Source organism: Pseudomonas sp. 13159349 (assembly GCF_013305685.1).
Taxonomy (GTDB): domain Bacteria; phylum Pseudomonadota; class Gammaproteobacteria; order Pseudomonadales; family Pseudomonadaceae; genus Aquipseudomonas; species Aquipseudomonas asiatica.
In genome coordinates, this window is record NZ_CP045553.1 from 1,999,837 (window position 1) to 2,023,920 (window position 24,084).

Sequence of the window (24,084 nt, forward strand, 5' to 3'; positions counted from 1 at the left end):
TGCCGGCCTTTCGCGGAGAACTGCCATTTATGTCTACGTCGTTTCTGGAAATTGTCGAGTTGCCTGATGGCCGCATCGAACTGCGTCGCGCCGAGGATGAGGGCTCTCTGGTAACCCTGGATTTCTCGGAAGACGCCAAGGCGTTCCTGCAGGGTCAGCATGTGGAAGTGGCCAAGGCCATGCTCAGCGTGGGCGTACAGATGGCCGGTCGCCTGATGGATGGCGAGCTTGAGCGTGATGAAGGGCCGCGAGTGCTGCACTGAGGTGCAGCAAGGCATCAGGTTTCATGCAGTGACAGGCAAAGCCTGAACATCAGCCGAGGCGGATGTTCAGGCTTTGTGCGTTTCCGGCACTGGCAGCGCGCAGCAATTGCTGGCGCGCAGTGGCGTTGACATTGCCCAGCCAGCTGACGACGGTGTGGCTGCGGCCCAGACGCAAGGCTTCGCAGGCCAGTTGAAGCGGGCTTTGATTGCCGCGAGGTTGCAGCAGCAGGATGCGTTCACGGTTGAGCCCGGCATCGCGCAGCCAGGCCTGGGTCAGGCTCGACGGCGGGGCGATCAGGGTCAGCCAGCGGGTCTCGTCCTCTTCGCTCAGTTCGCGCAGCACGGGTGCCAGCAGGCTTTGGCAATGCCCGGGGGCTCCGCGCAGCGACAGTTCGCTGAACAGCTCGGGCTGGCTGTTCTTACGTGCCACTTCGCTGGCTTTCAGGCCAGGCAGTACGGGCTGGGCGAGGAATGCTTCGAACAATGGCAACTGAGCTTGCTCGGGTACGTGAATGAACTGCTGCATGATGCCTCCTGGATCAGCGGCGAATGACGCCGACGCTTAAGCCCTCGATCACCAGCTCCTGTTCTTTCAGGTCGACTTCGATGGGGGCGAATTCGGGGTTTTCGGCAAGCAGCCACACCTTGCTGCCTTCGCGCTTGAAGCGCTTGACGGTGACTTCGTCGCCGATGCGGGCCACGACGATCTGGCCATTGCGGGCTTCGCGGCAGGTGTGTACCGCCAGCAGGTCGCCATCGAAGATGCCGACGTCCTTCATACTCATGCCGTGTACGCGCAGCAGATAGTCGGCCTGGGGGTGGAAGAAGTCGGGGTTGATGTTGCAGGATTGCTCGATGTGCTGTTCGGCAAGGATCGGCGCACCGGCGGCAACCCGGCCGATGATCGGCAGGCCGCTTTCTTCGGCCTTGGCTTCCAGGCCGGGGATGCGAATACCACGGGAGGCGCCCGGGGTCATCTCGATCGCGCCTTTGCGGGCGAGGGCCTTGAGGTGCTCCTCGGCGGCGTTGGGCGACTTGAAGCCCAGCTCCTGAGCAATCTCGGCGCGCGTCGGCGGGAAGCCGTTGTCTTCCAGGCAACGCTTGATGAACGCGAGAATTTCGGCTTGGCGTGGCGTCAGTTTCAACATGGTGAGCGCTCTGTCTTTTTGTACAGTGACTGGGATTATATACAGTACTGGATGCGCTGCAAGCCAAAACCCGCAATAAACAGTAGCAATGGCGCTTGCAGCCACCCGCCTGGCGTTTTTAAATGGCGACCGACCGGTCACCGAGCCTTGACAGAAACAGGGCTGAAACGTATGTTTCAAACACCTGTTTGTCTGGCGGAGTAGTCGGAGTAGTCATGGCCCAATCGGAAACCGTTGAACGCATTCTCGATGCTGCCGAGCAGCTGTTCGCGGAAAGGGGGTTCGCAGAAACCTCGTTGCGGCTGATTACCAGCAAGGCCGGGGTCAACCTGGCGGCAGTCAACTATCACTTCGGCTCCAAGAAGGCCCTGATCCAGGCAGTGTTTTCGCGCTTCCTCGGGCCGTTCTGCGCCAGCCTCGAACGTGAGCTGGAGCGGCGCCAGGCCAAGCCTGAGCACAAGCCGAGCCTCGAGGAGCTGCTGGAAATGCTGGTCGAGCAGGCTTTGGCCGTGCAGCCGCGCAGCAACAACGACCTGTCGATCTTCATGCGCCTGCTGGGTCTGGCCTTCAGCCAGAGCCAGGGCCACCTGCGGCGTTACCTGGAAGACATGTACGGCAAGGTGTTCCGCCGGTACATGCTACTGGTCAACGAGGCCGCGCCGCGCATTCCGCCGCTGGAGCTGTTCTGGCGCGTGCACTTCATGCTTGGCGCCGCCGCCTTCAGCATGTCTGGTATCAAGGCCCTGCGGGCGATTGCCGAAACCGATTTCGGCATCAATACCTCGATCGAGCAGGTAATGCGCCTGATGGTGCCGTTCCTGGCTGCGGGCATGCGTGCCGATAGCGGTGTAACCGACGACGCCATGGCCGCCGCGCAGCTGCGCCCGCGCACCAAGACCAGCGCAGGCGCGACCACCGCCAAGGCCTGAAGGCTGGGCGGGGCAGGGCGCTTCGGCTAAGCTAGCGCCCATGCCTGACCTCGACTTCCTGCACATTTCCCTCGCCGATCAGCGCCTTTATGGTTTTGCCGATGGCCAGCTGCGCGTACGCCTGCCGGTTTCAACGGCGCGCAACGGCGCCGGCGAGCGCAACGGCTCGGGTTGCACGCCGTGTGGCTTGCACCAGGTGCGAGCGAAGATCGGCGCGGGCTTGCCGCTGAAAGCGGTATTGGTCGGGCGGCGCTGGACCGGCGAGGTGTGGTCGCCGGCCTTGCATGCGCAATACCCCGGCCGGGACTGGATCCTCACCCGCATCCTCTGGCTTAGTGGCTGCGAGCCGGGTGTCAACCGCCTGGGTGCGGTCGACACCTTCCGCCGTTATATCTACCTGCACGGCACCCCGGATACGGAACCCTTGGGCGTAGCGCTGTCCCATGGATGCATACGCCTGCGCAACATCGATTTGCTAAGCCTGTTCGAGCAGGTGCCGGCCCATTGCCCGGTGCGCATCGAGCAGGCCGCCTGCCCCCAGTGGGCTTCTCTCAGTCTTCAATGAAGGATTACCCATGACTGTCAGCCTGCAAGGCTCCCTGATGGTGGATATCGCCGGTAAATGGCTGACCGCCGAAGACCGTCACCTGCTACGCCAACCTGAAGTGGCTGGCCTGATCATTTTTGCCCGCAACATCGACAGCCCGCGCCAGGTGCGTGAACTGTGCGCGTCGATCCGTGCCATCCGGCCCGACCTGATCCTGGCGGTGGACCAGGAGGGCGGCCGGGTGCAGCGCCTGCGCCAGGGCTTTGTGCGCCTGCCGGCCATGCGAGCGCTGGCCGACAATGACAACGCCGAGTACCTGGCCGAGCAGTGCGGTTGGTTGATGGCGACCGAGGTGCTGGCGGTTGGCCTGGACCTCAGCTTTGCCCCGGTACTCGACCTGGACCACCAGCGCAGCGCCGTGGTGGGCAGCCGCGCCTTCGAGAGTGACCCGCTGCGTGCCACGCAACTGGCCGGGGCGTTCATCCGTGGCATGAATGCGGCGGGTATGGCGGCTTGTGGCAAGCACTTCCCGGGGCATGGCTGGGCCGAAGCGGACTCGCATGTGGCCATCCCGACCGATGAGCGCAGCCTCGAACAGCTGCGCCAGGCCGACCTGGTGCCGTTCACCCGCCTGAGCGGGCAATTGGCGGCAGTGATGCCGGCGCATGTCATCTACCCGCAGGTCGACAACCAGCCGGCTGGCTTCTCACGGCGCTGGTTGCAGGACATCCTGCGTGGCGAGCTGGGTTTCGACGGGGTGATTTTCAGTGACGATTTGTCGATGGCCGGCGCACATGTTGTCGGGGACGCGGCGAGCCGCATCGAAGCAGCACTGAGCGCCGGTTGTGATATGGGGCTGGTTTGCAATGATCGGGCGGCGGCGGAGCTGGCATTGAGCGCGGCACAACGCATGAAGGTAAAACCTTCGCCACGCATCGCAGGCATGCGCGGGCAAGGGTTTGCGCGGACTGACTATCGTCAGCAGCCTCGTTGGCAGCAGGCATTGTCCGCGTTGAAGGACGCTCAACTGGTCGACTGACGAGGCTCCACCCTGCTCGGTCCGAGACAGGATCCTGCGTTTTCGATGTGCGTATTGCGTGAGTACACCGGGAAATGTGCCCCGGTGTACCAGGCGGCACGCATTCCAGAGACTCGGGCAAAGCGGAGATTTCTCCGCTTCGCCCGTAATGGGTTTCTGATATTCGATTAGAGGATTTTGTAATGACAGTTTGTATGCAGGGGGCCTTGATGGTCGATATCGAAGGCACAGGGCTGACGCCTGAGGATCGTCGGTTATTGCTCCAGCCTGAAGTAGCTGGTTTGATCATCTTTGCTCGTAATATTGCCCACCCGCGTCAGGTGCGGGAGCTGTGCGCTTCGGTACGTGCTTTGCGCCCTGACCTGATCATTGCGGTCGATCAGGAAGGTGGGCGGGTGCAACGCTTGCGTGAAGGGTTCGTCAGGTTGCCATCCATGCGGCAGATCGCCCAGAGCGATGATGCCGAGCGATTGGCCGGGCATTGTGGCTGGTTGATGGCAACCGAGGTGCTGGCGATCGGGCTGGATTTGAGTTTTGCTCCAGTGCTCGATCTGGATCATGGGCGCAGTGCAGTCATTGGTGCACGTGCCTTCGATGGTGATCCAGAGCGTGTCACTCAGCTGGGTGGGGCGTTCATCCGGGGCATGACTGCAGCGGGCATGGCAGCATGCGGCAAGCATTTTCCTGGGCATGGCTGGGCTGAGGCCGATTCGCATGTGGCCATTCCCGTAGATGATCGCAGCCTGGATGAACTGCGCAAGACGGACCTGGTGCCATTTACCCGATTGGCACGCCAGCTGTCGGCAGTGATGCCTGCACATGTGATCTATCCCCAGGTCGATAGTAAGCCCGCCGGTTTTTCGAGGCGCTGGCTTCAGGACATTCTCAGGGGGGAGCTTGGCTTCGATGGCGTGATTTTCAGTGATGATCTGTCCATGGCCGGTGCCCATGTGGTCGGAGATGTTGCTGGTCGCGTCGAGGCTGCTTTCGGTGCGGGATGTGACGTGGGCCTGGTATGTAATGACCGGGCTTCGGCAGAGCTTGCTCTGCTTGCTGCGCAGCGCTTGAAAGTCAAGCCATCGCCGCGCCTTGCTCGGATGCGAGGCTTCAGTTTTGCACGCACTGACTATCGCCAGCAGCCGCGGTGGCTGGAGGCGTTGAGGGCGTTGCGAGAGGCGCAGTTGGTCGATTGACCGCGCCGGCCCCTTCGCGGGCACGCCCGCTCCCACAGGTACGGCACCGCCCTTGAGGGCACTGATCTCCCTGTGGGAGCGGGTTTACCCGCGAAGAGGCCGGTACAGGCAGCGAAGGATTCTGGGCTACCGCCCGCGCTTCCCGGGCAGCGGCGCAAACAGCGCTTCGATCTCTTCATCCCCCAGCCGCCATTGCCCGGCCTGCCCGCCATCCAGCAGGCTCGCCGCAAGCGCGGCCTTCTCCTGCTGCAACAGCTGGATCTTTTCTTCCACCGTTCCCCGGGTGATCAGCTTGAACACGAATACCGGCTTGTCCTGGCCAATGCGGTAGGCGCGGTCGGTAGCCTGGTTTTCGCTGGCCGGGTTCCACCAGGGGTCGAAGTGGATCACCGTGTCCGCGGCTGTCAGGTTCAAGCCCACGCCACCCGCCTTGAGGCTGATCAGGAACACTTCGCTGTCACCCTGCTGGAACTGCTGCACCGGCGTGCGCCGGTCGCGGGTGTCGCCGGTCAGCAGGCTGTAGCGAATCTTGCGCTTCTCCAGTTCCTGCTCGATCAACGCCAGCATCGAGGTGAACTGCGAGAACAACAGTACCCGGCGCCCTTCGCTCAGCAGCTCTTCGAGCATTTCCAGCAGCGCGCCCAGTTTGCCCTTGTCGGCCTGGTTGCCTTTGCTTTCCACCCCTTTGACCAGGCGCAGGTCGCAGCATACCTGGCGCAGCTTGAGCAGGGCGTCGAGGATGATGATCTGGCTGCGCGCGGCGCCATTGCGGGCGATTTCATCGCGGACTTTCTTGTCCATGGCCACCCGCACGGCTTCGTAGGTGTCGCGCTGGGCATCGCTAAGCTCGACCCAGTGCACCATCTCGGTCTTGGCCGGCAGCTCGGTGGCCACCTGCTCCTTGGTGCGGCGCAGCAGGAACGGGCGGATGCGGCTGGCCAGGTGGGCCATGCGCTCGCTGTCGCCGTGGCGCTCGATCGGTGTGCGGTAGTCCTGGTTGAAGCGCTTCAGGTCACCCAGCCAGCCAGGCATGAGGAAGTGGAAAATCGACCACAGCTCGCCCAGGTTGTTTTCCATTGGCGTGCCGGTCAGGCAGACGCGCTGATTGGCCCGCAGCTCGCAAACCGCGAGGGCGGCCTTGCTGGTGCTGCTCTTGATGTTCTGTGCCTCGTCCAGCACCAGCACATGCCAGGCCTGGGCGCGCAGGTGCTCGAGGTCGCGTGGCACCAGGGCATAGGTGGTCAGGACCAGGTCGTATTCGTGCAGTTTGGCGAAATGCTTGCTGCGCCCCGGGCCTTGCAGGGCCAGCACGCGCAGCCCGGGGGCGAAGCGCTGGGCTTCGTCCAGCCAGTTGGGCACCAGGCTGGTCGGCATCACCGCCAGGGCCGGTGCGCTCAGGCGCCCGGACTGTTTTTCCAGCAGCAGGTGTGCCAGGGCCTGCAGGGTCTTGCCCAGCCCCATGTCGTCGCCGAGGATGCCGCCGGTGCCCATCTCGCGCAGCGCCTGCAGCCAGTTCAGGCCTTGTTGCTGGTAAGGGCGCAGGCTGGCCTGCAACCCGGACGGCGGTTCTACCTGCAAGTCACGGGCATCGCGCAGGCGACGGCCCAGGTCGCGCACATGCTCGCCACCCTCCCAATGCAGGGGCAGGCCGTCGATGTCGTTCAGGCGTGAGGCATCGGCACGGTCCAGGCGCAGGGACGGGCCTGCGGCGTCTTCGTGCAGGTACAGTTCGCCCAAGGTGCCCATCACTGCCTTGATGCGGCCATAGGGCAAGGCAACGCGCAGGGCCGGGGCATCTAGGCGGCCACGGTTGAGGTCGATCAGCAGGTGCTCGTCGTCACTGCGCCGGGCCAGTTCGCTGGGGCGCAGCAGCTCCGGGTTGCTGCGCAGCAGTTGCAGCACGATCGGCAGCAGGCTGTGGCGCTGGCCATCGACCACGATGCCCAGCTCCAGGTCGAACCATTCATGGCCGGGCGCTTCGTCGATGGTGGCGTACCAGTCGTCCACTTCCTGCAGGTTGAAGGCGAAGTCGCGGTGGATGTCGATGTTCCAACCGGCTTCGCGCAGGCGCGGCAGGCCTTCGCGGGCAAAGCGCAGCCAGGCTTCGTCATCGGGCAACTGGAGCATCTCGCCGGCACTGTCAGGCAGGGCCTTGCTCTGCCGGGTGGCGGCCTTGAAACCGAGGTCGCGCAGCACCTTGCGCAGCGCCTGTTCGGCCTGGGGCTGGCGGCGGATGCGCTGGCAGGTGTTGTCTACCAGGCGGGTCAGCGGTTTTTCGTCGCTGCCGCTGGCGCGTAAACCGTCATAGTCGAACGCCAGTGCGGCCCGATGCTGCATCTGCCGCTGCATGCGGCCGGTCTTGGGCATGTAGGCGCTGAATTCAAGGCTGCCCAGCGTCAGGTGCGGCCTGGGTTGAATACTGTCGATCTCTTCACTGCGTACGCTTGTAGGCGTTGGAACCTGGCGATTCAGTGCGTTCAAGCGGTGGCTCAGGGGGATGATCAAGTGTTCGGGCACCGTAGGTGCGCTTGCCAGTTGGCTGGCAATGAACGGGTCAAGATCATGTACAAGCTTGCCAGTCATGCCCGTCTGGGTATCGATGTAATAGAGCGGGTCGAGCGGCAGTGCCATGTCATGCATCCGCTCATCATGGTGCCACGCACCACGATAGCTGCCGTTCTCAAGCCTCATCCAGCGAAACTCGGCCGGCAGTGTCGGCCCGGGGGCTAGTGGCAACAGTTGCTCGCCGTAGATCAGGCGGCCACTGGCCAGTGCGAACTCGTACAGCTCTGCGCCTTGCTTTCCTTCCAGCCTTGCGATTGGCATGTTGGTGTTTTTGCCAAGGGCGTCAATCAGCCTGAGGATGCGCAGGTCCTCATCAGTTACGTAACGTGGCGTGTAGTAGAGCATCTCAGGCAGCGAGCTGGCACGGGCGAGTTTCAGCTGGCCATCGGCTTCGCGGGTGCCTTTGGATACGCTGAGCGTGCAAAGGCCGTGCTCATTAACGACCTTGTAGTAGAGCGACGGGCCTTTGCGCCTGGCAGGCTCGGCAGGCTTTGTCGGAGCTTCCAGGGCCTCGACCCAATGGGCGAGTTCAGGTGGGAGGTCCAGAGATTGCCGGGCTGCGTCAACCGTTGGGTGAGGGGCATCATGGCTGCCCTCGGCGTAATCCGGCCCGCGCTCCAGCAAATAGAGCGCAGCCGCACAATGCTTGCAGTCTTCGCCCACCGGGCATGAGCAAGTGCCTCGGCACTCCAGGCCATCTTCCGTCATGTCCAGCGTGATGCGCTGGTAGTAGGTCCGGCCGCCGGAACCTGCGCACTGGGCGCGGACGGTCATGTCGAGGATGGACACGATTTCGCTTCTGCCTTCCTCGGCGTAGTCCAGGCCGCGTTGCAGGGACTTGCGGTCAAACGCGAACGTCCAGCCGTCGTGCTCCCGCACAAAGAACTGCGCATCGCTCTCGCTCACATCACTGCTCCATCATCTCCGGGTCCATCACTGGCATTTTAGGCGTACCTGGTGGTGTCACCTTCAGCAGCACCGCCAGGTGCCCACCGTCGAGGAAGGTCAGCTGGCCGCCCTTGACGTTGCTGTTGCTCTGCTTGAACTGCTCGCTTTGCAGCACGCTGCCGTTGCCGTCCAGCTGGTTGACCCAGAAGTTGGCCTCGACCGCAATGAAACGGCCCTCGGCGATGCTCAGGTTGCCTTCGATGGGGAAGTGGCCGAACTGCTCGGTGCCTTCGCCCAGGGCGATGCGGCTGGGCTCGCTGCCCACTTGCTGCTGCCAGGCCTTGTGCAGTAGCACGGTGTAGTCCGCGGTGGCTTCCAGGCGGGTGGCTTCGTCTTCCAGCGCCAGGCGGCGCTCGGCGTCCTTTTCCAGGCGCGGAGCGCCGGCGCTCCAGTCTTCGGGGGCGAACGGGCTGGTGAAGGCGGGCACGCTGTTCTGCCGCACCAGGATCATTTCTACCTGATACAGGCCTTCGGCGAAGGCGGCCGGGGCGAACAGCGCCAGCAGCAGGGTCAGGCAACGGATGGCACGCATGGATCTTCCTTAGGCAGGCTGTGGGGTCAGGCGCTCGAACAGCGCCTCCAGGTTATTGAAGCGTTCGTCGGGGCGTTCCATGGGTACCAGGAAGCGGAACTGGGTGGCGCCTTCGAACTTGTAGCGTTTGGGCTGGCCCTGAATCAGCTTGATCAGGGTCAGCGGGTCGACCGGGGTCTCGGCCTCGAACTCGATCTTGCCGCCGTTGGGGCCGGCGTCGACTTTCTTGATGCCGAGCTTTTCCGCGTGCAGCTTGAGCGAGGTCAGGCGCATCAGGTTCTTGGTCGGCTCGGGCAGCAGGCCGAAGCGGTCGATCATTTCCACCTGCAGGTCCTTGAGGCCTTCTTCATCGGCGGCCGAGGCAATGCGCTTGTACAGGATCAGCCGTGTATGCACGTCGGGCAGGTAGTCCTCGGGGATCAGTGCCGGCAGGCGCAGGTTGATTTCCGGACCACCACCCAGCGGCTGCTCAAGGTTGGGCTGGGTACCCTTGCGGATCGCCTTGACCGCGCGTTCGAGCATTTCCATGTACAAGGTAAAGCCCACCGCCTGGATCTGCCCGCTCTGGCCTTCGCCCAGCAGCTCGCCGGCTCCGCGAATCTCCAGGTCGTTGGTGGCCAGCACGAAGCCGGCACCGAGGTCCTGGGTGTTGGCGATCGCCTCCAGGCGTTTTTCGGCGTCGGCGCTGACCTTCTGCCGGGTTGGCGTCAGCAGGTAGGCGTAGGCCTGGTGGTGGCTTCGGCCAACACGGCCGCGCAGCTGGTGCAGCTGGGCCAGGCCGAACTTGTCGGCGCGCTCGATGACGATCGTGTTGGCGCTGGGCACGTCGATGCCGGTTTCGATGATGGTCGAGGCCACCAGCACGTTGAAGCGCTTGTGGTAGAAATCGCTCATCACCTGTTCCAGCTCGCGCTCGCGCATCTGCCCGTGGCCGATACCGATGCGCGCCTCTGGCACCAGTTCGGCAAGGTCGGCGGCGCATTTCTCGATGGTTTTCACATCGTTGTGCAGGTAGTACACCTGGCCACCGCGCAGCAGCTCGCGCAGCAGCGCCTCCTTGACCGTGCTCTTGTTCTGCTCCATGACGAAGGTGCGTACCGACAGGCGGCGCGCTGGCGGCGTGGCGATGATCGACAGGTCGCGCATGCCCGCCACCGCCATGTTCAGCGTACGCGGGATCGGCGTGGCGGTGAGGGTGAGGATGTCCACTTCGCTGCGCAGGGCCTTGAGCTGTTCCTTCTGGCGCACGCCAAAGCGGTGCTCTTCGTCGATGATGGCCAGGCCCAGGTCCTTGAAGCGTACATCGTCCTGCAGCAGCTTGTGGGTGCCGATGAGGATGTCGATCTTGCCTTCGGCCAGATCGGCGGCGGCGTTGGCCACTTCCTTGGCCGACTTGAAGCGGCTCATCACCTCCACGGTCACCGGCCAGTCGGCAAAGCGGTCGCGGAAGCTGTTGTAGTGCTGCTGGGCGAGCAGGGTGGTGGGCACCAGCACGGCCACCTGGCGGCCGCTGTGTACGGCGATGAACGCTGCGCGCATGGCCACTTCGGTCTTGCCGAAGCCGACGTCGCCGCACACCAGGCGGTCCATCGGCTTGGGCGCCAGCATGTCGGCACGCACGGCTTCGATGGCAGCCTGCTGATCCGGGGTTTCCTCGAACGGGAAGCCGGCGCTGAAGGTGGCGTAGTCGGCGGACGGGTCGGCAAATGCATAGCCTTTGCGCGCGGCGCGGCGGGCATAGATATCGAGCAGTTCGGCGGCGACGTCGCGCACTTGTTCGGCGGCCTTGCGCTTGGCCTTCTGCCAGGCCTCCGAGCCCAGCCGGTGCAGCGGTGCCAGGGCATCGTCGCTCCCGGTGTAGCGAGCGATCAGATGCAGGTTGGCCACCGGCACGTACAGCTTGGCGCCCTCGGCGTATTCCAGGGTGAGGAATTCGGCGGCCTGGCCGTCGATTTCCAGGGTGGCCAGGCCCAGGTAGCGGCCCACGCCATGGTCGATGTGCACCACCGGCGCGCCTTCGCGCAGCTCGGTCAGGTTCTTGATCACCGCGTCGTTGGCGGTTTCGCCACGCTTGTCGCGGCGCCGGCGCTGCATGACTCGCTGGCCGAACAGCGGGCTTTCGGCGATCAGGGCCAGGCCTGGGTCGTCCAGCAGCAGGCCTTCGTCCAGTGGGGCGATGGTGATTGCCAGGCGTTCGCTGCCGGTGATGAAGTCGGCCCAGCCGTCGACGGTATGCGGGCGCAGTTTCAGCCGCTCGAGCAGCTCCAGCAGCACTTCGCGGCGGCCCGCCGATTCGGCGGTGAACAACACCCGGCCGGGGAACTGGTCGAGGAAGTTGGCCAGTTCGGCCAGGGGCTGGTTGGCCTTGGCTTCGATTGCCAGGTTGGGCAGGGCGCGTGCCGGGAAGCGCTCGCGACCCACGCCCGGGTCGAGGTCTTCGGTGCTGACCACTACCCGTGGCCATTGCTTGAGCCGGGCAAAGCAGTCTTCCACCGGCAGGAACAGCTCGGCCGGCGGCAGCAGCGGCCGGCTCAGGTCGCCACGGCGGTCTTCATAACGCCCGCGCACGTCGTTCCAGAAGTGTTCGGCGGCCTGTTCCACGCCGGGCAGCGAGAACACCTGGGTGTCGGCCGGCAGGTAGTCGAACAGGGTCGAGGTTTCTTCGAAGAACAGCGGCAAGTAGTACTCGATGCCGGCGGGGATGATACCGCTGGCCAGGTCCTGGAAGATCGCGCTGCGGCGGAAATCGACATCGAAGCGTTCGCGGAAGCGCGCCTTGAAGCGGGTCACTTCCTCTTTCTGCATCGGGAACTCGCGCGCCGGCAGCAGGCGCACCGAATCCACCTTGTCGATCGAGCGCTGGGTCTCGGGGTCGAAGGTGCGCAGCGTCTCGATCTCGTCATCGAACAGGTCGATACGGTAGGGCAGCTTGCTACCCATCGGGAACAGGTCGATCAACGCGCCGCGCACGGCGAACTCGCCATGCTCGTAGACGGTGTCGACGCAGCGATAGCCACTGGCCTCCAGGCGCAGGCGCATCTGCTCCACATCGATGGTCTGGCCCACGTCCAGCACCAGGCTGCTGCCCAGCAGGAAGCGGGTCGGCGCCAGGCGGTGCAGGGCGGTGGTGACCGGCACCACGAGGATGCCGTGGCTCAGCTCGGGCAGGCGGTAGAGGCTGGCGATGCGCTGGGAAATGATGTCCTGGTGCGGCGAGAACAGGTCGTAGGGCAGGGTTTCCCAATCGGGGAACGGCAGCACCGGCAGGTCCGGGGCAAAGAAGCGAAGTTCCTGTTCCAGACGATCGGCAGCCTGGCTGTCGGCTGTCAGCAGCAAAGTGAAGCGGCCCGCGCTGCTGGCGGCCTCGGCGATGGCCAGGCTGAGGGCGGCACCGGGTAGATTGCCCCAGGTTTGTTTGCCGGCCGTGGCCGACATTTGCGGTAGGCGCAGAACTGACACGGGAGATTGCACTCCAAGCGTTGCGGCAAAGAGATCGATTGTACCGGTGACGGTGCCGGCTGTCAGGTTCGAAAGGGCGTGAACGCTGGCTTGCGTGGCCGCGACAGGCGCTCATTGCCCGTAACGCGTTGGGGCGTCATAATGTAGCCCCTTTTTTCTGTCCCTACATGTGGAAGGTTCCCGTGACTCAGAAGCCCGACCAGTGTCTTGGTGAGTGGATCGATCGTGAAGCCCTGGCTGAAGCGATGATCCCGCTTATCGGTCAGCTCTACCGCAACAACAACGTGGTGAGCTCGATTTATGGCCGTAGCCTGATCAACCGTTCGGTTATCTCGATCCTCAAGGCGCACCGCTTTGCGCGTCATCGTCAAGCCGACGAAACCGAACTGTCCGTCCACGAGACATTCCCCCTGCTCAAGGCCATGAGCGAGCTGAAACTGGGCGCCGCTTCGGTCGACCTGGGCAAGCTGGCCAACAAGTTCAAGCAGGAAGGCAATGGCCGCACTGCCGAGCAGTTCGTCCGTGAAGAACTGGCCGAGGTGGTTGGCCAGCAGAACGCTTCGGCGCGCAAGGGCACCGACGTTGTGCTGTACGGTTTCGGTCGCATCGGCCGCCTGCTGGCGCGCATCCTGATCGAGAAGACCGGTGGTGGCGACGGCCTGCGCCTGCGCGCCATCGTCGTGCGCAAGGGCGCCGAGAACGACCTGGTCAAGCGTGCCAGCCTGCTGCGCCGTGACTCGGTGCACGGCCCGTTCGATGGCACCATCACCATCGACGAAGCCAACAACACCATCACCGCCAACGGCAACCTGATCCAGGTTATCTACGCCAAGAGCCCGAGCGAAGTCGACTACACCCAGTACGGCATCGAAAACGCGCTGATCGTCGACAACACCGGCGTATGGCGTGATGCCGACGGCCTGGGCCAGCACCTGGCCTGCCCGGGCGCTGCCCGCGTGATCCTCACCGCACCTGGCAAGGGCGCGCTGAAGAACATCGTGCACGGCATCAACCACGGCGACATCGCTGCCGATGACAAGATCATCTCGGCCGCTTCCTGCACCACCAACGCCATCGTGCCGGTGCTCAAGGCCATCAACGACCAGTACGGCATCGTCAACGGCCATGTCGAAACCGTTCACTCGTTCACCAACGACCAGAACCTGATCGACAACTTCCACAAGGGCAGCCGCCGCGGCCGCGCCGCGCCGCTGAACATGGTCATCACCGAAACCGGCGCCGCCACTGCTGCCGCCAAGGCACTGCCAGTGCTGAAGGGCAAGCTGACCGGCAACGCCATTCGCGTACCGACGCCGAACGTTTCGATGGCCATCCTCAACCTGAACCTCGAGAAGGCCACCAGCCGCGACGAGATCAACGAGTACCTGCGCCAGACCGCCATGCACTCGGAACTGCACAAGCAGATCGATTACGTCAGCTCGCAGGAAGTGGTTTCGACCGACTTCGTCGGTTCGCGCCACGCCGGTGTGGTTGACGCCGAAGCGACCATCTGCAATGACAACCGCGTTGTTCTGTACGTTTGGTACGACAACGAATTCGGTTACAGCTGCCAGGTGGTTCGTGTGATGGAAGAGATGGCCGGTGTGAACCCGCCAGCGTTTCCGCACTGATACGCTTGTAAGGCAATGAAAAAACGGGAACCTTCGGGTTCCCGTTTTTTTATCCAAAATTTTTGTTGCCTGTGCCGGCCTCTTTGCGGGTAAACCCGCGAAGAGGCCGGCACAGGCAACCGAGAGCCCGAACCTTGCGCACAGCCTTGCTGTTCATCCTCATGCTGCTCACCGCCTGCAACCAGGGCCCCACCCTGGAGCGCCTGGGTGGCCCGACCATGGGCAGCAGCTACAGCATCCAGTACGTGCGCGAACCCGGCGGCCCGGCGCCGGTTCAGGTGCAGGCGGCAGTCGAAACCATCCTGCACGGCATCGACCAGCACTACTCGACCTACCGCGGCGACTCCACCATCAGCCGTTTCAACCAGTTGCCCGCCAACCAGTGCCAGGTACTGCCGCCCGACATGCTCGAACTGGTCAGCCTTGGTCAGCACCTGGCCGAGCAGAGCGGCGGCGCCTTCGACCTTACCGTCGAACCCTTGCTCGACCTGTGGGGGTTCGGCCCCCAGGCCCGTCACGAACAGGTGCCCGACCCGTCGGCCCTGGCCCAGGTGCGCCAGCGCGTGGGCTACCGGCATCTGCACATCGACGGCCAGGCCCTGTGCAAGGACGCCCCGGTGAAGCTCGACTTCAACAGCATCGCCGCCGGCCATGCCGTCGACCTGATCGCCGCGCGCCTGCAGGCCATGGGCGTGGCCAACTTTGTCGCCGAAGCCACCGGCGAGCTCAAGGCCGCCGGCCGCAAGCCCGATGGCAGCCCATGGCGCATCGCCCTGGAGCTGCCACGCGAAGATCGCCAGATAGCCCGCCAGATCATCCCGGTCAATGGCCTTTCAGTATCAACCTCGGGTGACTATCGGCACTATTTCGAGGAGAATGGCCGGCGCTATTCGCACACCTTCGATGCCCGCCTCGGGCGCCCGGTGCAGCACGACCTGGCCGCGGTCACCGTGCTCGATGCCTCGGCGCTGCAGGCCGACGGCTATTCGACGCTGCTGTTGATCCTGGGCCCGGAACGTGGCTGGGATTTTGCCGTGGCGCATGACCTGGCCGCGGTATTGGTGACTCGGGCCGAGGGTGGCTTCGTCTCCCGAGCTACGCCCGCATTCGAACGGGCAGTGAAAGGCGAATGAAAGCGCAAGCAGGGATGATCGCCGCCAGGGAATGGTTCACACATGTAGTGCGGGCAAAATTGGCCTACGACGCGACCAAGGGTTAATGTGCGCGGCGTTCACGCTTGATTAGACTGCACCCGAATTTTCTCATGACGCCCCGGCGGCATGATCGCGCCCCGCGAGCGACCGTGGCTTGCGGGCCAGTTCTGAAGGAGTACGCATGGCTGTCTACAACTACGACGTAGTGGTGCTGGGTTCCGGCCCGGCCGGAGAAGGTGCGGCAATGAACGCCGCCAAAGCAGGGCGCAAGGTGGCGATGGTCGATAGCCGTCGCCAGGTCGGGGGCAACTGCACCCACCTGGGCACCATCCCGTCCAAAGCACTGCGTCACTCGGTGCGGCAGATCATGCAGTTCAACACCAACCCGATGTTCCGTGCCATCGGTGAGCCGCGCTGGTTCTCGTTCCCCGACGTGCTGAAAAGCGCCGAGAAGGTCATCGCCAAGCAGGTAGCGTCGCGCACCGGCTACTACGCACGTAACCGCGTGGACGTGTTCTTCGGCACCGGCAGCTTCGCCGACGAGCAGACCGTCGAAGTGGTTTGCCCGAACGGTGTGGTGGAAAAGCTCAACGCCAAGCACATCATCATCGCCACCGGCTCGCGCCCGTACCGCCCGGCCGATATCGACTTCCACCACCCGCGCGTCTACGACAGCGACACCATCCTCAGCCTCAGCCACACCCCACGCAAATTGATCGTGTACGGAGCCGGCGTGATCGGTTGCGAATACGCCTCGATCTTCAGCGGCCTGGGTGTATTGGTAGAGCTGGTAGACAACCGTGGCCAGTTGCTGAGCTTCCTCGACTCGGAAATTTCCCAGGCGCTGAGCTACCACTTCAGCAACAACAACATCACCGTGCGCCACAACGAAGAGTATGAGCGCGTCGAAGGCCTGGACAACGGGGTGATCCTGCACCTGAAGTCGGGCAAGAAGATCAAGGCCGACGCCTTGCTGTGGTGCAACGGCCGTACCGGCAACACTGACAAGCTGGGCCTGGAAAACATCGGCATCAAGGTCAACAGCCGCGGCCAGATCGAGGTCGACGAGGCTTACCGCACCAGCGTGCCGAACATCTACGGTGCCGGCGACGTGATCGGCTGGCCAAGCCTGGCCAGCGCTGCCCATGACCAGGGCCGTTCGGCAGCTGGCAGCATCGTGGACAATGGCAGCTGGCGCTTCGTCAATGATGTGCCAACCGGTATCTATACCATTCCGGAGATCAGCTCGATCGGCAAGAACGAGCAGGAACTGACCCAGGCCAAGGTGCCGTACGAAGTGGGCAAAGCCTTCTTCAAGAGCATGGCTCGTGCACAGATCGCCGGCGAGCCGCAAGGCATGCTGAAGATCCTGTTCCACCGCGAAACACTGGAGGTGCTGGGCGTACACTGCTTCGGCTACCAGGCTTCGGAAATCGTCCATATCGGCCAGGCCGTGATGAACCAGCCGGGCGAGCTGAACAACCTGAAGTATTTCGTCAACACCACATTCAACTACCCGACCATGGCCGAAGCCTATCGGGTAGCTGCCTACGATGGCCTGAACCGGCTTTTTTGAGCGGCTCCGACCGGTGGCCTGAGCCGGTCGGAGAGACCGATTTCAACCCTGCCCGAGGGTGGTCCTGGCCAAACCGGGAAAGTCTGTAATCAGGCTGTCCACACCGAAGTCAGCGAGCCGGCGCATCAGTGCCGGTTCGTTGACCGTCCACACCGACACATGCAAACCCTGGGCCTGGGCTTTCAGCAGGCGCTCGGGGGTGCACAGCGTCCAGTTCAATGCCAGCAGGTTGCAGCCGTAGTTCTGTGCCACCTTCAATGGGTCGAGCCAGGCGTATTCGGCTACCAGCCCGCGTTTGACGTCCGGCACCAGCTCCAGGGCGGCACCCAGCACTTCGCGTGAGCTGGAGGTAATGGTCACCTTGTCCAGCAGGCCGTACTGCTGGGCCAGTTCGCGGATCGCCAGCACGGTGGTCGCGGCGCGGGTACGCGAGGCGCTTTTCACTTCCAGCTGCCAATGCTCGAACGGGCACTTCTGGAACAGTTCTTCCAGCCTCGGAATCGGGCAGGGCTGGACATGGCCCGGGCCGCCTTTGCGGGCATCTATCTTGACCAGGTCTGCGGCCGGGTGCTCGACCACCTTGCCGCGTTTGCCGGTGGTGCGCTTGAGGGTCGGGTCGTGGATCACCATCAGCTCGTTGTCGGCCGACAGGTGCAGGTCCAGCTCGCAGCGGGTCACGCCATGGGCGAGGCATTGCTGGAAGCTCTTCAGGGTATTCTCGGGCGCTTCGCCCTTGGCGCCGCGGTGGCCGTAGATCAGGGTCACGTTCGTTCCTTCAAATCAGAGAAAAATGGGCTCAGGAGGCGGGGTCGTTCTGTTCCAGCTGCTGGCGCCGTTGCTGCTGCTGGCGTTGCAGGATGTAGCGGGCCAGCAATTGCCGTTGGGCGTCGGTCATGTCGGTGAATTCGGTGCCGACCTCGAAGCCGCCCTCCGGGCGCGGGTCGCAATGGGTGACCTTGCCGCGCAGCAGCAGGCCGTGGGCGCGCGGCATCAGCACCATCTTCACCTTCACCCGGGTGCCGGGGGCAACCGCTGTGGCTTGTGCGAACTCGATGCCGCCCTCGGAAATGACCACCGGCTGGGGCTGGCCAACTTCGCCGAGCAGGGTCTGGGCAACTACTGCGCTAAGCAGGTCGAGGCGTTTGTTCTGTGCGCGCAGGAAAGCGGCGAGGGTGCGGTCCTTCTCGCTCAGCTGGCGCAGCAGGTGCTGCGACTCGAAGTCGGACAGGTGCAGCTCGCTGAGCAGGTTGAACAGAGGCGAATCATCTTGCAACACATCTGGGTCAAGGGCTTCGGCCGCGCTGAGGGGGCTGATTTGAAGTGCGATCCGATCTTCGATGCGGTAGTATTCGCGGCGATCTTCTTCGTCTAATGTCGTCATGGCGAACCCAAGGTAGCGGCGGTGGTCCGAGTGTAAAGCCGCCGTAGGCGCCTCGCCACAAGGACGTTCCCTTTCATCCGAACAAGCCCCGACATGTTCAGACCTCTTTTCGCATTCATCGGCACGCGTTATACCCGTGCCAAACGTCGCAATCACTTCGTCTCGTTCATTTCCCTGACCTCGATGATCGGCCTCGCCCTGGGTGTGGTTGTGATGATCGTGGTGCTCTCGGTCATGAACGGTTTCGACCACGAGATGCGTACCCGCGTGTTGGGCATGATCCCCCATGCCACGCTGGAGAGCGGCCAGCCCATTGCCGACTGGCCGGCCCTTGCCCAACAAGTAAAGCAGAATCCGCAGGTGGTGGCGGTTGCGCCCTTCACCCAGATGCAGGGCCTGCTGACCCACGAAGGCAAGGTGCAGAAGGTGCTGCTCAACGGCATCGACCCGGCCCGCGAGCGCGAAGCGTCGATCATCGACAAGTTCGTCCTGCAAGGCCGCCTGGACCAGCTGGCGCCGGGCGAGTGGGGCATCATGATCGGCGACAAGGCCGCGGCCAAGCTGGGCGTGGGCATCGGCGACAAGCTCACCTTCGTCGCCCCCGAGGTCAGCGTGACCCCGGCCGGCATGTTCCCGCGCATGAAGCGCTTCACCGTGGTCGGTACCTTCCACGTGGGCGCGGGCGAAATCGACGGCTACCTGGGCCTGACCAACATCAGCGACCTGTCCCGGCTGCACCGCTGGAAGCCTGACCAGGTCCAGGGCCTGCGCCTGAAGTTCGACGACCTGTTCCAGGCGCCGCGGGTGGCCTGGGACATCGCCCAGCGCCTGGGGGACCAGGAGTTCTACAGCCGTGACTGGACCCGCACCCACGGCAACCTGTACCAGGCGATCCGCATGGAAAAGGCCATGATCGGCCTGCTGTTGCTGCTGATCGTGGCGGTGGCGGCGTTCAACATCATTTCCACCCTGGTGATGGTGGTCAACGACAAGCGTGGCGACATCGCTATTCTGCGTACCTTGGGCGCCACGCCTGGGCAGATCATGCTCATCTTCATGGTCCAGGGCACGGTGATCGGGGTGATCGGTACCCTGATCGGCGCCGTGGTCGGGATCGTCGCCGCGCTGAACGTGAGCGCGGTGATCGCCGGCATCGAGAAACTGATCGGGCACAAGTTCCTCAACGCCGACGTGTACTTCATCGATTACCTGCCGTCGCAGATCCAGGCCCAGGACGTATACATGGTCTGTGGTGCGGCGCTGGTCCTGAGTTTCTTCGCCACCCTGTACCCGGCCTGGCGTGCGGCCCGCACCCAGCCTGCAGAGGCGCTACGTTATGAGTGAGTCGCGCATGAGTGATAAAGCCGTTCTGAGTTGCCGCAACCTGGGCAAGTCCTACGACGAGGGCCCGGAGTCGGTGCAGGTGCTGTCCGGGCTCAACCTCGAGCTGCACGCCGGTGAGCGGGTAGCCATCGTGGGTAGCTCCGGCTCGGGCAAGAGTACCTTGCTCAACCTGTTGGGCGGCCTCGACCGGCCGACCCAGGGCAGCGTCTGGCTGGCCGGCGAGGAGCTGTCGGCACTGGGCGAGCGTGCCCGTGGCCTGTTGCGCAACCGCGAGCTGGGCTTTGTCTACCAGTTCCACCACTTGCTGCCGGAATTCACTGCCATCGAAAACGTGTGCATGCCGTTGCTGATCGGCCGCACGCCGATCCCCGAGGCCCGTGAGCGTGCCGAGGCGCTGCTCAAGCGTGTTGGCCTGGCCCACCGCTTCAACCACAAGCCGGCCGAGTTGTCCGGTGGTGAGCGCCAGCGGGTAGCGATTGCCCGCGCACTGGTCAACCGCCCCGGCCTGGTAATGCTCGACGAGCCGACCGGCAACCTCGACCACCACACCGCCCAGGGCATCCAGGAGTTGATGCAGGAACTGTCCAGCGCGTCGCGCACGGCGTTCCTGGTGGTCACCCACGACCTCAACCTGGCGCGCCAGATGGACCGTGTATTGAAGCTCGACGACGGCCACCTGGTGGCGATCTGATCGACTGCACGGGGTGGCCGGTGCCGCCCCGTTTTCCTGTTTTCATTGGGTGTTTCCGTACATGTTCAGACCCTTGCCCATCTTCATCGGCGCGCGCTACACCCGAGCCAAGCGCCGCAACCACTTCATCTCGTTCATCTCGATGACCTCGATGATCGGCCTGTCGCTGGGCGTGCTGGCGATGATCGTGGTGCTGTCGGTGATGAACGGTTTCCAGCGCGAAATGAGTTCGCGCATCCTCGGCCTGGTGCCGCATGCCGCCATCCTCGGCGTGCAGCCACTGGACGACTGGCACAAGGTGGCCGACGCGGCCATGCGCGACCCGGCGGTGATGGCGGCAGCGCCGATTACCGAAATGGAAGGCATGCTGTCGTACAAGGGCGCGATGCAGCCGATCCAGGTCGGCGGTATCGACCCGGCCGAAGAGGGCAAGGTCTCGATCGTCGGCCAGCATATCGTCCAGGGCCGCCTGCAGGACCTGCAGCCGGGAGAGTTCGGCGTGGTCATCGGTGAGCTGACTGCGCGGCGCTTCCGTTTGAATACCGGCGACAAACTGACCCTGATCGTGCCGGAAATCAGCAAGGAGCCGGGCGGTATCACCCCGCGCATGCAGCGCCTGACCGTGGTCGGTATCTTCAAGGTCGGCGCCGAGCTGGACGGCTCGCAGGCTTACATTCACGTCGACGATGCCGGCGCCATGCAGCGCTGGGCGCCGGGCCAGGTGCAGGGCGTGCGCCTGAAACTGCACGACCTGTATGCCGCGCCGCAGGTGTCCAAGGCCATCGCTGCCGGGCTGGGCGATGCCTACCGTGCCGATGACTGGTCGCATACCCAGGGCAGCCTGTTCAGTGCCATGAAGATGGAAAAGACCATGATCGGCCTGCTGTTGCTGATGATCATCGCGGTCGCGGCGTTCAACATCATCGCCACCCTGGTGATGGTGGTGAACGACAAGGGGCCGGACATCGCCATCCTGCGCACCCTGGGCGCCACGCCGGCGCAGATCATGGGCACGTTCATGGTCCAGGGCAGCCTGATCGGTATTGTCGGGACGCTGATCGGTGGCGTGCTTGGGGTGGTTGCGGCGTTCAACGTCAGCCAGATCGTCGGTTGGCTGGAGCGGGTGAGCGGGCAGCACATCTTTACTTCGGATGTGTACTTCGTCAGCAGCTTGCCGTCGCAGTTGCAGTGGGGCGATGTGGCGATCATCTGCACTGCCGGGTTGGTGATGAGCTTCCTGGCGACCATTTACCCGGCTTATCGGGCATCGCAGGTGCAGCCGGCGATTGGCCTGGCAGTTTGAGTGACTGTTGAGGGCCTCATCGCCGGCAAGCCAGCTCCCACCCCGACCGCATCGGCCTCAAGCCCTGCGCAGTCCCTGTAGGAGCCTGGCTTGCCAGCGATGAGGCCAGTACAGGCAGTACAAGACGGTCGCCCCCACAGGATTGCATCAAGCTCAAGACCTGCGCTGTACCTGTGGGAGCTGGCTTGCCGGCGATGGGCTGCAAAGCAGCCCCGATGTCACTGGTCTTCAGTGAAATCGATCACGAATCGCGTCCACCCGTCCGCACACTCCGCCCTGATGCGCCCACCATGGGCCTGCACGATCGACCGGGTAATCGCCAACCCCAACCCGGCATGCTCGCTACTGCCTTCCCGCCGCGCCGGGTCCACCCGGTAGAAGCGGTCGAACAACCGTGGTAACACTGCCGGCTCGATAGCCGCCCCGGTATTGGCCACGCCAACCCTCGGCCCTGGCCCCAATGTCACCTTTATCTGCCCACCCGACGGGGTAAAGCGCAAGGCATTGTCCAGCAAGTTGGACAGCGCCCGGCGCAGCATATGCCGGTCGCCCTGCAGCAGCGCCTCACCCTCGCGCAGCATCTGCACGCCGCTGTCCTCTGCCAGCGGCGCGTAGTACTCCAGCAGCGCATCCACCTCCTCATGCAGCACCAGCGGTGCTTGCCCCGGCACCAGCAGGCCATGGTCGGCCTTGGCCAGGAACAGCATGTCGTTGATCATCTGCGCCATCCATTGCAGTTCCTCGAGGTTGCCGTGCAGGGCTTCGCGGTACTCTTCGAGGCTGCGCGGGCGGGTGAGGGTGACCTGGGTGTGGGTCAGCAGGTTGGACAGCGGCGTGCGCAGCTCGTGGGCGATGTCGGCAGAGAATGCCGACAGGCGCTGGAAGGCATCGTCCAGGCGCTGCAGCATGGCGTTCATGGCCGTCGCCAGCTCGGCCAGCTCTTCGGGCATCTGTGCCACCGGCAGGCGGGTGGTGAGCGAGCGCGCCGACACGCTGGCAGCCACCTGGCCCATCTGCCGCAATGGGCGCAACCCGCGGCGTGCAGCCCAGGCACCGAGCAGCGCCGTGGCCAGCGCCGACAGGCCCACCGTCAGCCAGATCAGCCGTTGCATGCCCTGCAGGAAGTGCTGGTGATGGGTGATGTCGAGGTACAGGGTCAGTTGTGGCGACTGCGGGGCGCCTTGCGCCAGGTGCACGGCCAGGCTGCGGTAGTCGGTGCCTTGCGCATGCAGGGTTGCCAGCCCGTCGGGCAGCGGTGTCCGGGGCAGGCCTGTGCGGCTTTCGAACCAGGTGGCGCCGTCGCTGCCGTTGATGCGCAGGGCCAGGTCGGCCTGGTGGCCCAGTTCATCGCGCAAGGCGGGCAGGCGCGCCTGCAGCTCGGCCGGGGTGGAGATGCCGGCCAGCTGGGTGCGGAACAGCGACAGGCGCGAGTCCAGCAGCTGCTGGTCCAGTTCCACGAAGTGCTGCTCGCTGGCCCGGCTGAATATCAGGCCCGCGCCGAGCGAGACAGCGGCGGTGCAGGCGGCGAACAGCAGGGCCAGGCGGCTGCCGAGGGAGACCTGGCGCATCACTCCGCGCGCTCTTCGAGTACATAGCCCATGCCGCGTACGGTATGGATCAGCTTGTTGGGGTGCGGGTCGTCGATCTTCAGGCGCAGGCGGCGGATCGCCACTTCGATCACATTGGTATCGCTGTCGAAATTCATGTCCCACACCTGCGAGGCGATCAGCGATTTGGGCAGCACCTCGCCCTGGCGGCGCAGCAGCAGTTCAAGCAGGGCGAACTCCTTGGCGGTCAGGTCGATGCGCTGGCCGGCGCGCTCGGCGCGGCGGCGGATCAGGTCCAGGCGCAGGTCGGCCAGCCCCAGGGTGGTGTCCTGGCTGGGGCTGGTGCCCCGGCGCAGCAGGCTGCGCACCCGCGCCAGCAGTTCGGAGAAGGCAAACGGCTTGACCAGGTAATCATCGGCGCCCAGCTCCAGGCCGTGCACCCGGTCCTCCACGGCATCGCGGGCGGTGAGAAACAGCACCGGGGTGTCCAGGCCGGCCTGGCGCACGGCCTGGAGGATCTGCCAGCCGTCACGGCCGGGCAGCATCACGTCGAGAATCAGCAGGTCGTGGTCACCGGTCAGGGCGAGGAACTGGCCGGTCTCGCCGTCGGTGGCCAGTTCGGTGGCGAAGCCGGCCTCGTTCAGGCCCTGGCTCAGGTACTGGCCGGTCCGGGCCTGGTCTTCGACGATCAGCAGTTTCATTGGGTGAATTGACTCCAGCAAACGGCACAAAACCCTGTGGGAGCGGGTTTACCCGCGAAGAATTCAACACGGTGCATGGCACCGGCTTTGCCGGTGTTCGCGGGTGAACCCGCTCCTACAGGGACCGGGTGAT

The 24,084-nt window shown here is 64.2% G+C and carries 20 protein-coding genes; 11 read left to right on the forward strand and 9 right to left on the reverse strand.

The window, feature by feature from the left end; translation table 11 throughout:
• The first annotated feature begins 29 nt into the window (after positions 1-29).
• Positions 30-263: a hypothetical protein gene (locus GEV38_RS09460; protein WP_004376430.1), complete on the forward strand. Its 234-nt coding sequence runs from the start codon at positions 30-32 to the stop codon at positions 261-263.
• Between the two features lie 49 nt (positions 264-312).
• Here GEV38_RS09460 and sulA read toward each other — a convergent pair whose 3' ends face one another.
• The gene (gene sulA, locus GEV38_RS09465; RefSeq protein ID WP_015269532.1) at positions 313-789 is read right to left on the reverse strand and encodes an SOS-induced cell division inhibitor SulA; all 477 of its coding nucleotides are present in this window, start codon (positions 787-789) and stop codon (positions 313-315) included.
• 13 nt (positions 790-802) lie between these two features.
• The gene (lexA, locus tag GEV38_RS09470; protein ID WP_004376420.1) at positions 803-1,411 is read right to left on the reverse strand and encodes a transcriptional repressor LexA; all 609 of its coding nucleotides are present in this window, start codon (positions 1,409-1,411) and stop codon (positions 803-805) included.
• Positions 1,412-1,626: 215 nt separating this feature from the next.
• Between lexA and GEV38_RS09475 the strand changes: the two genes are divergently transcribed.
• From GEV38_RS09475 to nagZ (GEV38_RS09490), 4 genes are all read left to right on the forward strand, one after another.
• The gene (locus tag GEV38_RS09475) at positions 1,627-2,340 is read left to right on the forward strand and encodes a TetR/AcrR family transcriptional regulator (RefSeq protein ID WP_013971718.1); all 714 of its coding nucleotides are present in this window, start codon (positions 1,627-1,629) and stop codon (positions 2,338-2,340) included.
• Between the two features lie 40 nt (positions 2,341-2,380).
• Positions 2,381-2,905 (forward strand): L,D-transpeptidase, encoded by a 525-nt coding sequence (locus GEV38_RS09480; RefSeq protein ID WP_015269533.1) that lies wholly within the window; start codon positions 2,381-2,383, stop codon positions 2,903-2,905.
• Between the two features lie 22 nt (positions 2,906-2,927).
• Complete coding sequence (nagZ, locus tag GEV38_RS09485; protein WP_170976293.1) at positions 2,928-3,926, forward strand: beta-N-acetylhexosaminidase; 999 nt, start codon at positions 2,928-2,930, stop codon at positions 3,924-3,926.
• Between the two features lie 194 nt (positions 3,927-4,120).
• On the forward strand, positions 4,121-5,119 hold the full coding sequence (gene nagZ, locus GEV38_RS09490) for a beta-N-acetylhexosaminidase (protein WP_161551239.1): 999 nt from the start codon (positions 4,121-4,123) through the stop codon (positions 5,117-5,119).
• 126 nt (positions 5,120-5,245) lie between these two features.
• On the opposite strand, the gene GEV38_RS09495 is transcribed toward nagZ (GEV38_RS09490), so the two are convergent.
• The 3 genes from GEV38_RS09495 to mfd are packed head-to-tail and all read right to left on the reverse strand — an operon-like array spanning position 5,246 to position 12,623.
• Complete coding sequence (locus GEV38_RS09495; RefSeq protein ID WP_081013962.1) at positions 5,246-8,590, reverse strand: DEAD/DEAH box helicase; 3,345 nt, start codon at positions 8,588-8,590, stop codon at positions 5,246-5,248.
• A gap of 1 nt (position 8,591) precedes the next feature.
• Positions 8,592-9,164: a CsiV family protein gene (locus tag GEV38_RS09500; protein ID WP_004376408.1), complete on the reverse strand. Its 573-nt coding sequence runs from the start codon at positions 9,162-9,164 to the stop codon at positions 8,592-8,594.
• A gap of 9 nt (positions 9,165-9,173) precedes the next feature.
• Positions 9,174-12,623 carry a transcription-repair coupling factor gene (gene mfd, locus GEV38_RS09505; RefSeq protein ID WP_054572728.1) on the reverse strand — a complete coding sequence of 1,150 codons (3,450 nt, stop codon included), beginning with the start codon at positions 12,621-12,623 and terminating at the stop codon, positions 9,174-9,176.
• 167 nt (positions 12,624-12,790) lie between these two features.
• Here mfd and GEV38_RS09510 point away from each other — a divergent pair, with 167 nt between their 5' ends.
• The 3 genes from GEV38_RS09510 (at position 12,791) to sthA (ending at position 16,984) form a co-directional block, all read left to right on the forward strand.
• On the forward strand, positions 12,791-14,254 hold the full coding sequence (locus GEV38_RS09510) for a glyceraldehyde-3-phosphate dehydrogenase (protein WP_031324543.1): 1,464 nt from the start codon (positions 12,791-12,793) through the stop codon (positions 14,252-14,254).
• A 134-nt stretch (positions 14,255-14,388) separates the two neighbouring features.
• Positions 14,389-15,387: an FAD:protein FMN transferase gene (locus tag GEV38_RS09515; RefSeq protein WP_054572727.1), complete on the forward strand. Its 999-nt coding sequence runs from the start codon at positions 14,389-14,391 to the stop codon at positions 15,385-15,387.
• A 202-nt stretch (positions 15,388-15,589) separates the two neighbouring features.
• On the forward strand, positions 15,590-16,984 hold the full coding sequence (sthA, locus tag GEV38_RS09520) for a Si-specific NAD(P)(+) transhydrogenase (protein WP_013971726.1): 1,395 nt from the start codon (positions 15,590-15,592) through the stop codon (positions 16,982-16,984).
• Between the two features lie 42 nt (positions 16,985-17,026).
• Here sthA and GEV38_RS09525 read toward each other — a convergent pair whose 3' ends face one another.
• Together GEV38_RS09525 and GEV38_RS09530 are read right to left on the reverse strand one after the other, a co-directional pair.
• Positions 17,027-17,749: a glycerophosphodiester phosphodiesterase gene (locus GEV38_RS09525; protein ID WP_013971727.1), complete on the reverse strand. Its 723-nt coding sequence runs from the start codon at positions 17,747-17,749 to the stop codon at positions 17,027-17,029.
• A gap of 31 nt (positions 17,750-17,780) precedes the next feature.
• A complete protein-coding gene (locus GEV38_RS09530) occupies positions 17,781-18,365 on the reverse strand; it encodes a PilZ domain-containing protein (protein ID WP_013971728.1) in 585 nt (194 codons plus the stop codon).
• Between the two features lie 93 nt (positions 18,366-18,458).
• Here GEV38_RS09530 and GEV38_RS09535 point away from each other — a divergent pair, with 93 nt between their 5' ends.
• The 3 genes from GEV38_RS09535 to GEV38_RS09545 all read left to right on the forward strand — a co-directional run bounded on the left by GEV38_RS09535 (position 18,459) and on the right by GEV38_RS09545 (position 21,703).
• Positions 18,459-19,709 (forward strand): lipoprotein-releasing ABC transporter permease subunit, encoded by a 1,251-nt coding sequence (locus GEV38_RS09535; protein ID WP_054572726.1) that lies wholly within the window; start codon positions 18,459-18,461, stop codon positions 19,707-19,709.
• Between the two features lie 7 nt (positions 19,710-19,716).
• The gene (gene lolD, locus GEV38_RS09540) at positions 19,717-20,400 is read left to right on the forward strand and encodes a lipoprotein-releasing ABC transporter ATP-binding protein LolD (protein WP_169774647.1); all 684 of its coding nucleotides are present in this window, start codon (positions 19,717-19,719) and stop codon (positions 20,398-20,400) included.
• 61 nt (positions 20,401-20,461) lie between these two features.
• Complete coding sequence (locus GEV38_RS09545) at positions 20,462-21,703, forward strand: lipoprotein-releasing ABC transporter permease subunit (protein ID WP_015269544.1); 1,242 nt, start codon at positions 20,462-20,464, stop codon at positions 21,701-21,703.
• A gap of 218 nt (positions 21,704-21,921) precedes the next feature.
• Here the strand turns inward: GEV38_RS09545 and GEV38_RS09550 are convergent, their stop codons facing one another.
• Complete coding sequence (locus GEV38_RS09550; protein WP_043935476.1) at positions 21,922-23,274, reverse strand: heavy metal sensor histidine kinase; 1,353 nt, start codon at positions 23,272-23,274, stop codon at positions 21,922-21,924.
• Positions 23,271-23,951: a two-component system response regulator CinR gene (gene cinR, locus GEV38_RS09555; protein ID WP_015269546.1), complete on the reverse strand. Its 681-nt coding sequence runs from the start codon at positions 23,949-23,951 to the stop codon at positions 23,271-23,273. Before cinR ends, GEV38_RS09550 begins: the two co-directional genes overlap by 4 nt.
• Positions 23,952-24,084 lie beyond the last annotated feature (133 nt).

Coding starts and splice junctions, on each gene's coding strand:
- sthA (WP_013971726.1), top strand. CDS start 15,590: ATGGCTGTCTACAACTACGACGTAGTGGTGCTGGGTTCCGGCCCGGCC.
- GEV38_RS09535 (WP_054572726.1), top strand. CDS start 18,459: ATGTTCAGACCTCTTTTCGCATTCATCGGCACGCGTTATACCCGTGCC.
- sulA (WP_015269532.1), bottom strand. CDS start 789: ATGCAGCAGTTCATTCACGTACCCGAGCAAGCTCAGTTGCCATTGTTC.
- lolD (WP_169774647.1), top strand. CDS start 19,717: ATGAGTGATAAAGCCGTTCTGAGTTGCCGCAACCTGGGCAAGTCCTAC.
- cinR (WP_015269546.1), bottom strand. CDS start 23,951: ATGAAACTGCTGATCGTCGAAGACCAGGCCCGGACCGGCCAGTACCTG.
- GEV38_RS09460 (WP_004376430.1), top strand. CDS start 30: ATGTCTACGTCGTTTCTGGAAATTGTCGAGTTGCCTGATGGCCGCATC.
- GEV38_RS09480 (WP_015269533.1), top strand. CDS start 2,381: ATGCCTGACCTCGACTTCCTGCACATTTCCCTCGCCGATCAGCGCCTT.
- lexA (WP_004376420.1), bottom strand. CDS start 1,411: ATGTTGAAACTGACGCCACGCCAAGCCGAAATTCTCGCGTTCATCAAG.
- GEV38_RS09510 (WP_031324543.1), top strand. CDS start 12,791: ATGTGGAAGGTTCCCGTGACTCAGAAGCCCGACCAGTGTCTTGGTGAG.
- GEV38_RS09475 (WP_013971718.1), top strand. CDS start 1,627: ATGGCCCAATCGGAAACCGTTGAACGCATTCTCGATGCTGCCGAGCAG.
- GEV38_RS09500 (WP_004376408.1), bottom strand. CDS start 9,164: ATGCGTGCCATCCGTTGCCTGACCCTGCTGCTGGCGCTGTTCGCCCCG.
- nagZ (WP_161551239.1), top strand. CDS start 4,121: ATGCAGGGGGCCTTGATGGTCGATATCGAAGGCACAGGGCTGACGCCT.
- GEV38_RS09545 (WP_015269544.1), top strand. CDS start 20,462: ATGTTCAGACCCTTGCCCATCTTCATCGGCGCGCGCTACACCCGAGCC.
- GEV38_RS09530 (WP_013971728.1), bottom strand. CDS start 18,365: ATGACGACATTAGACGAAGAAGATCGCCGCGAATACTACCGCATCGAA.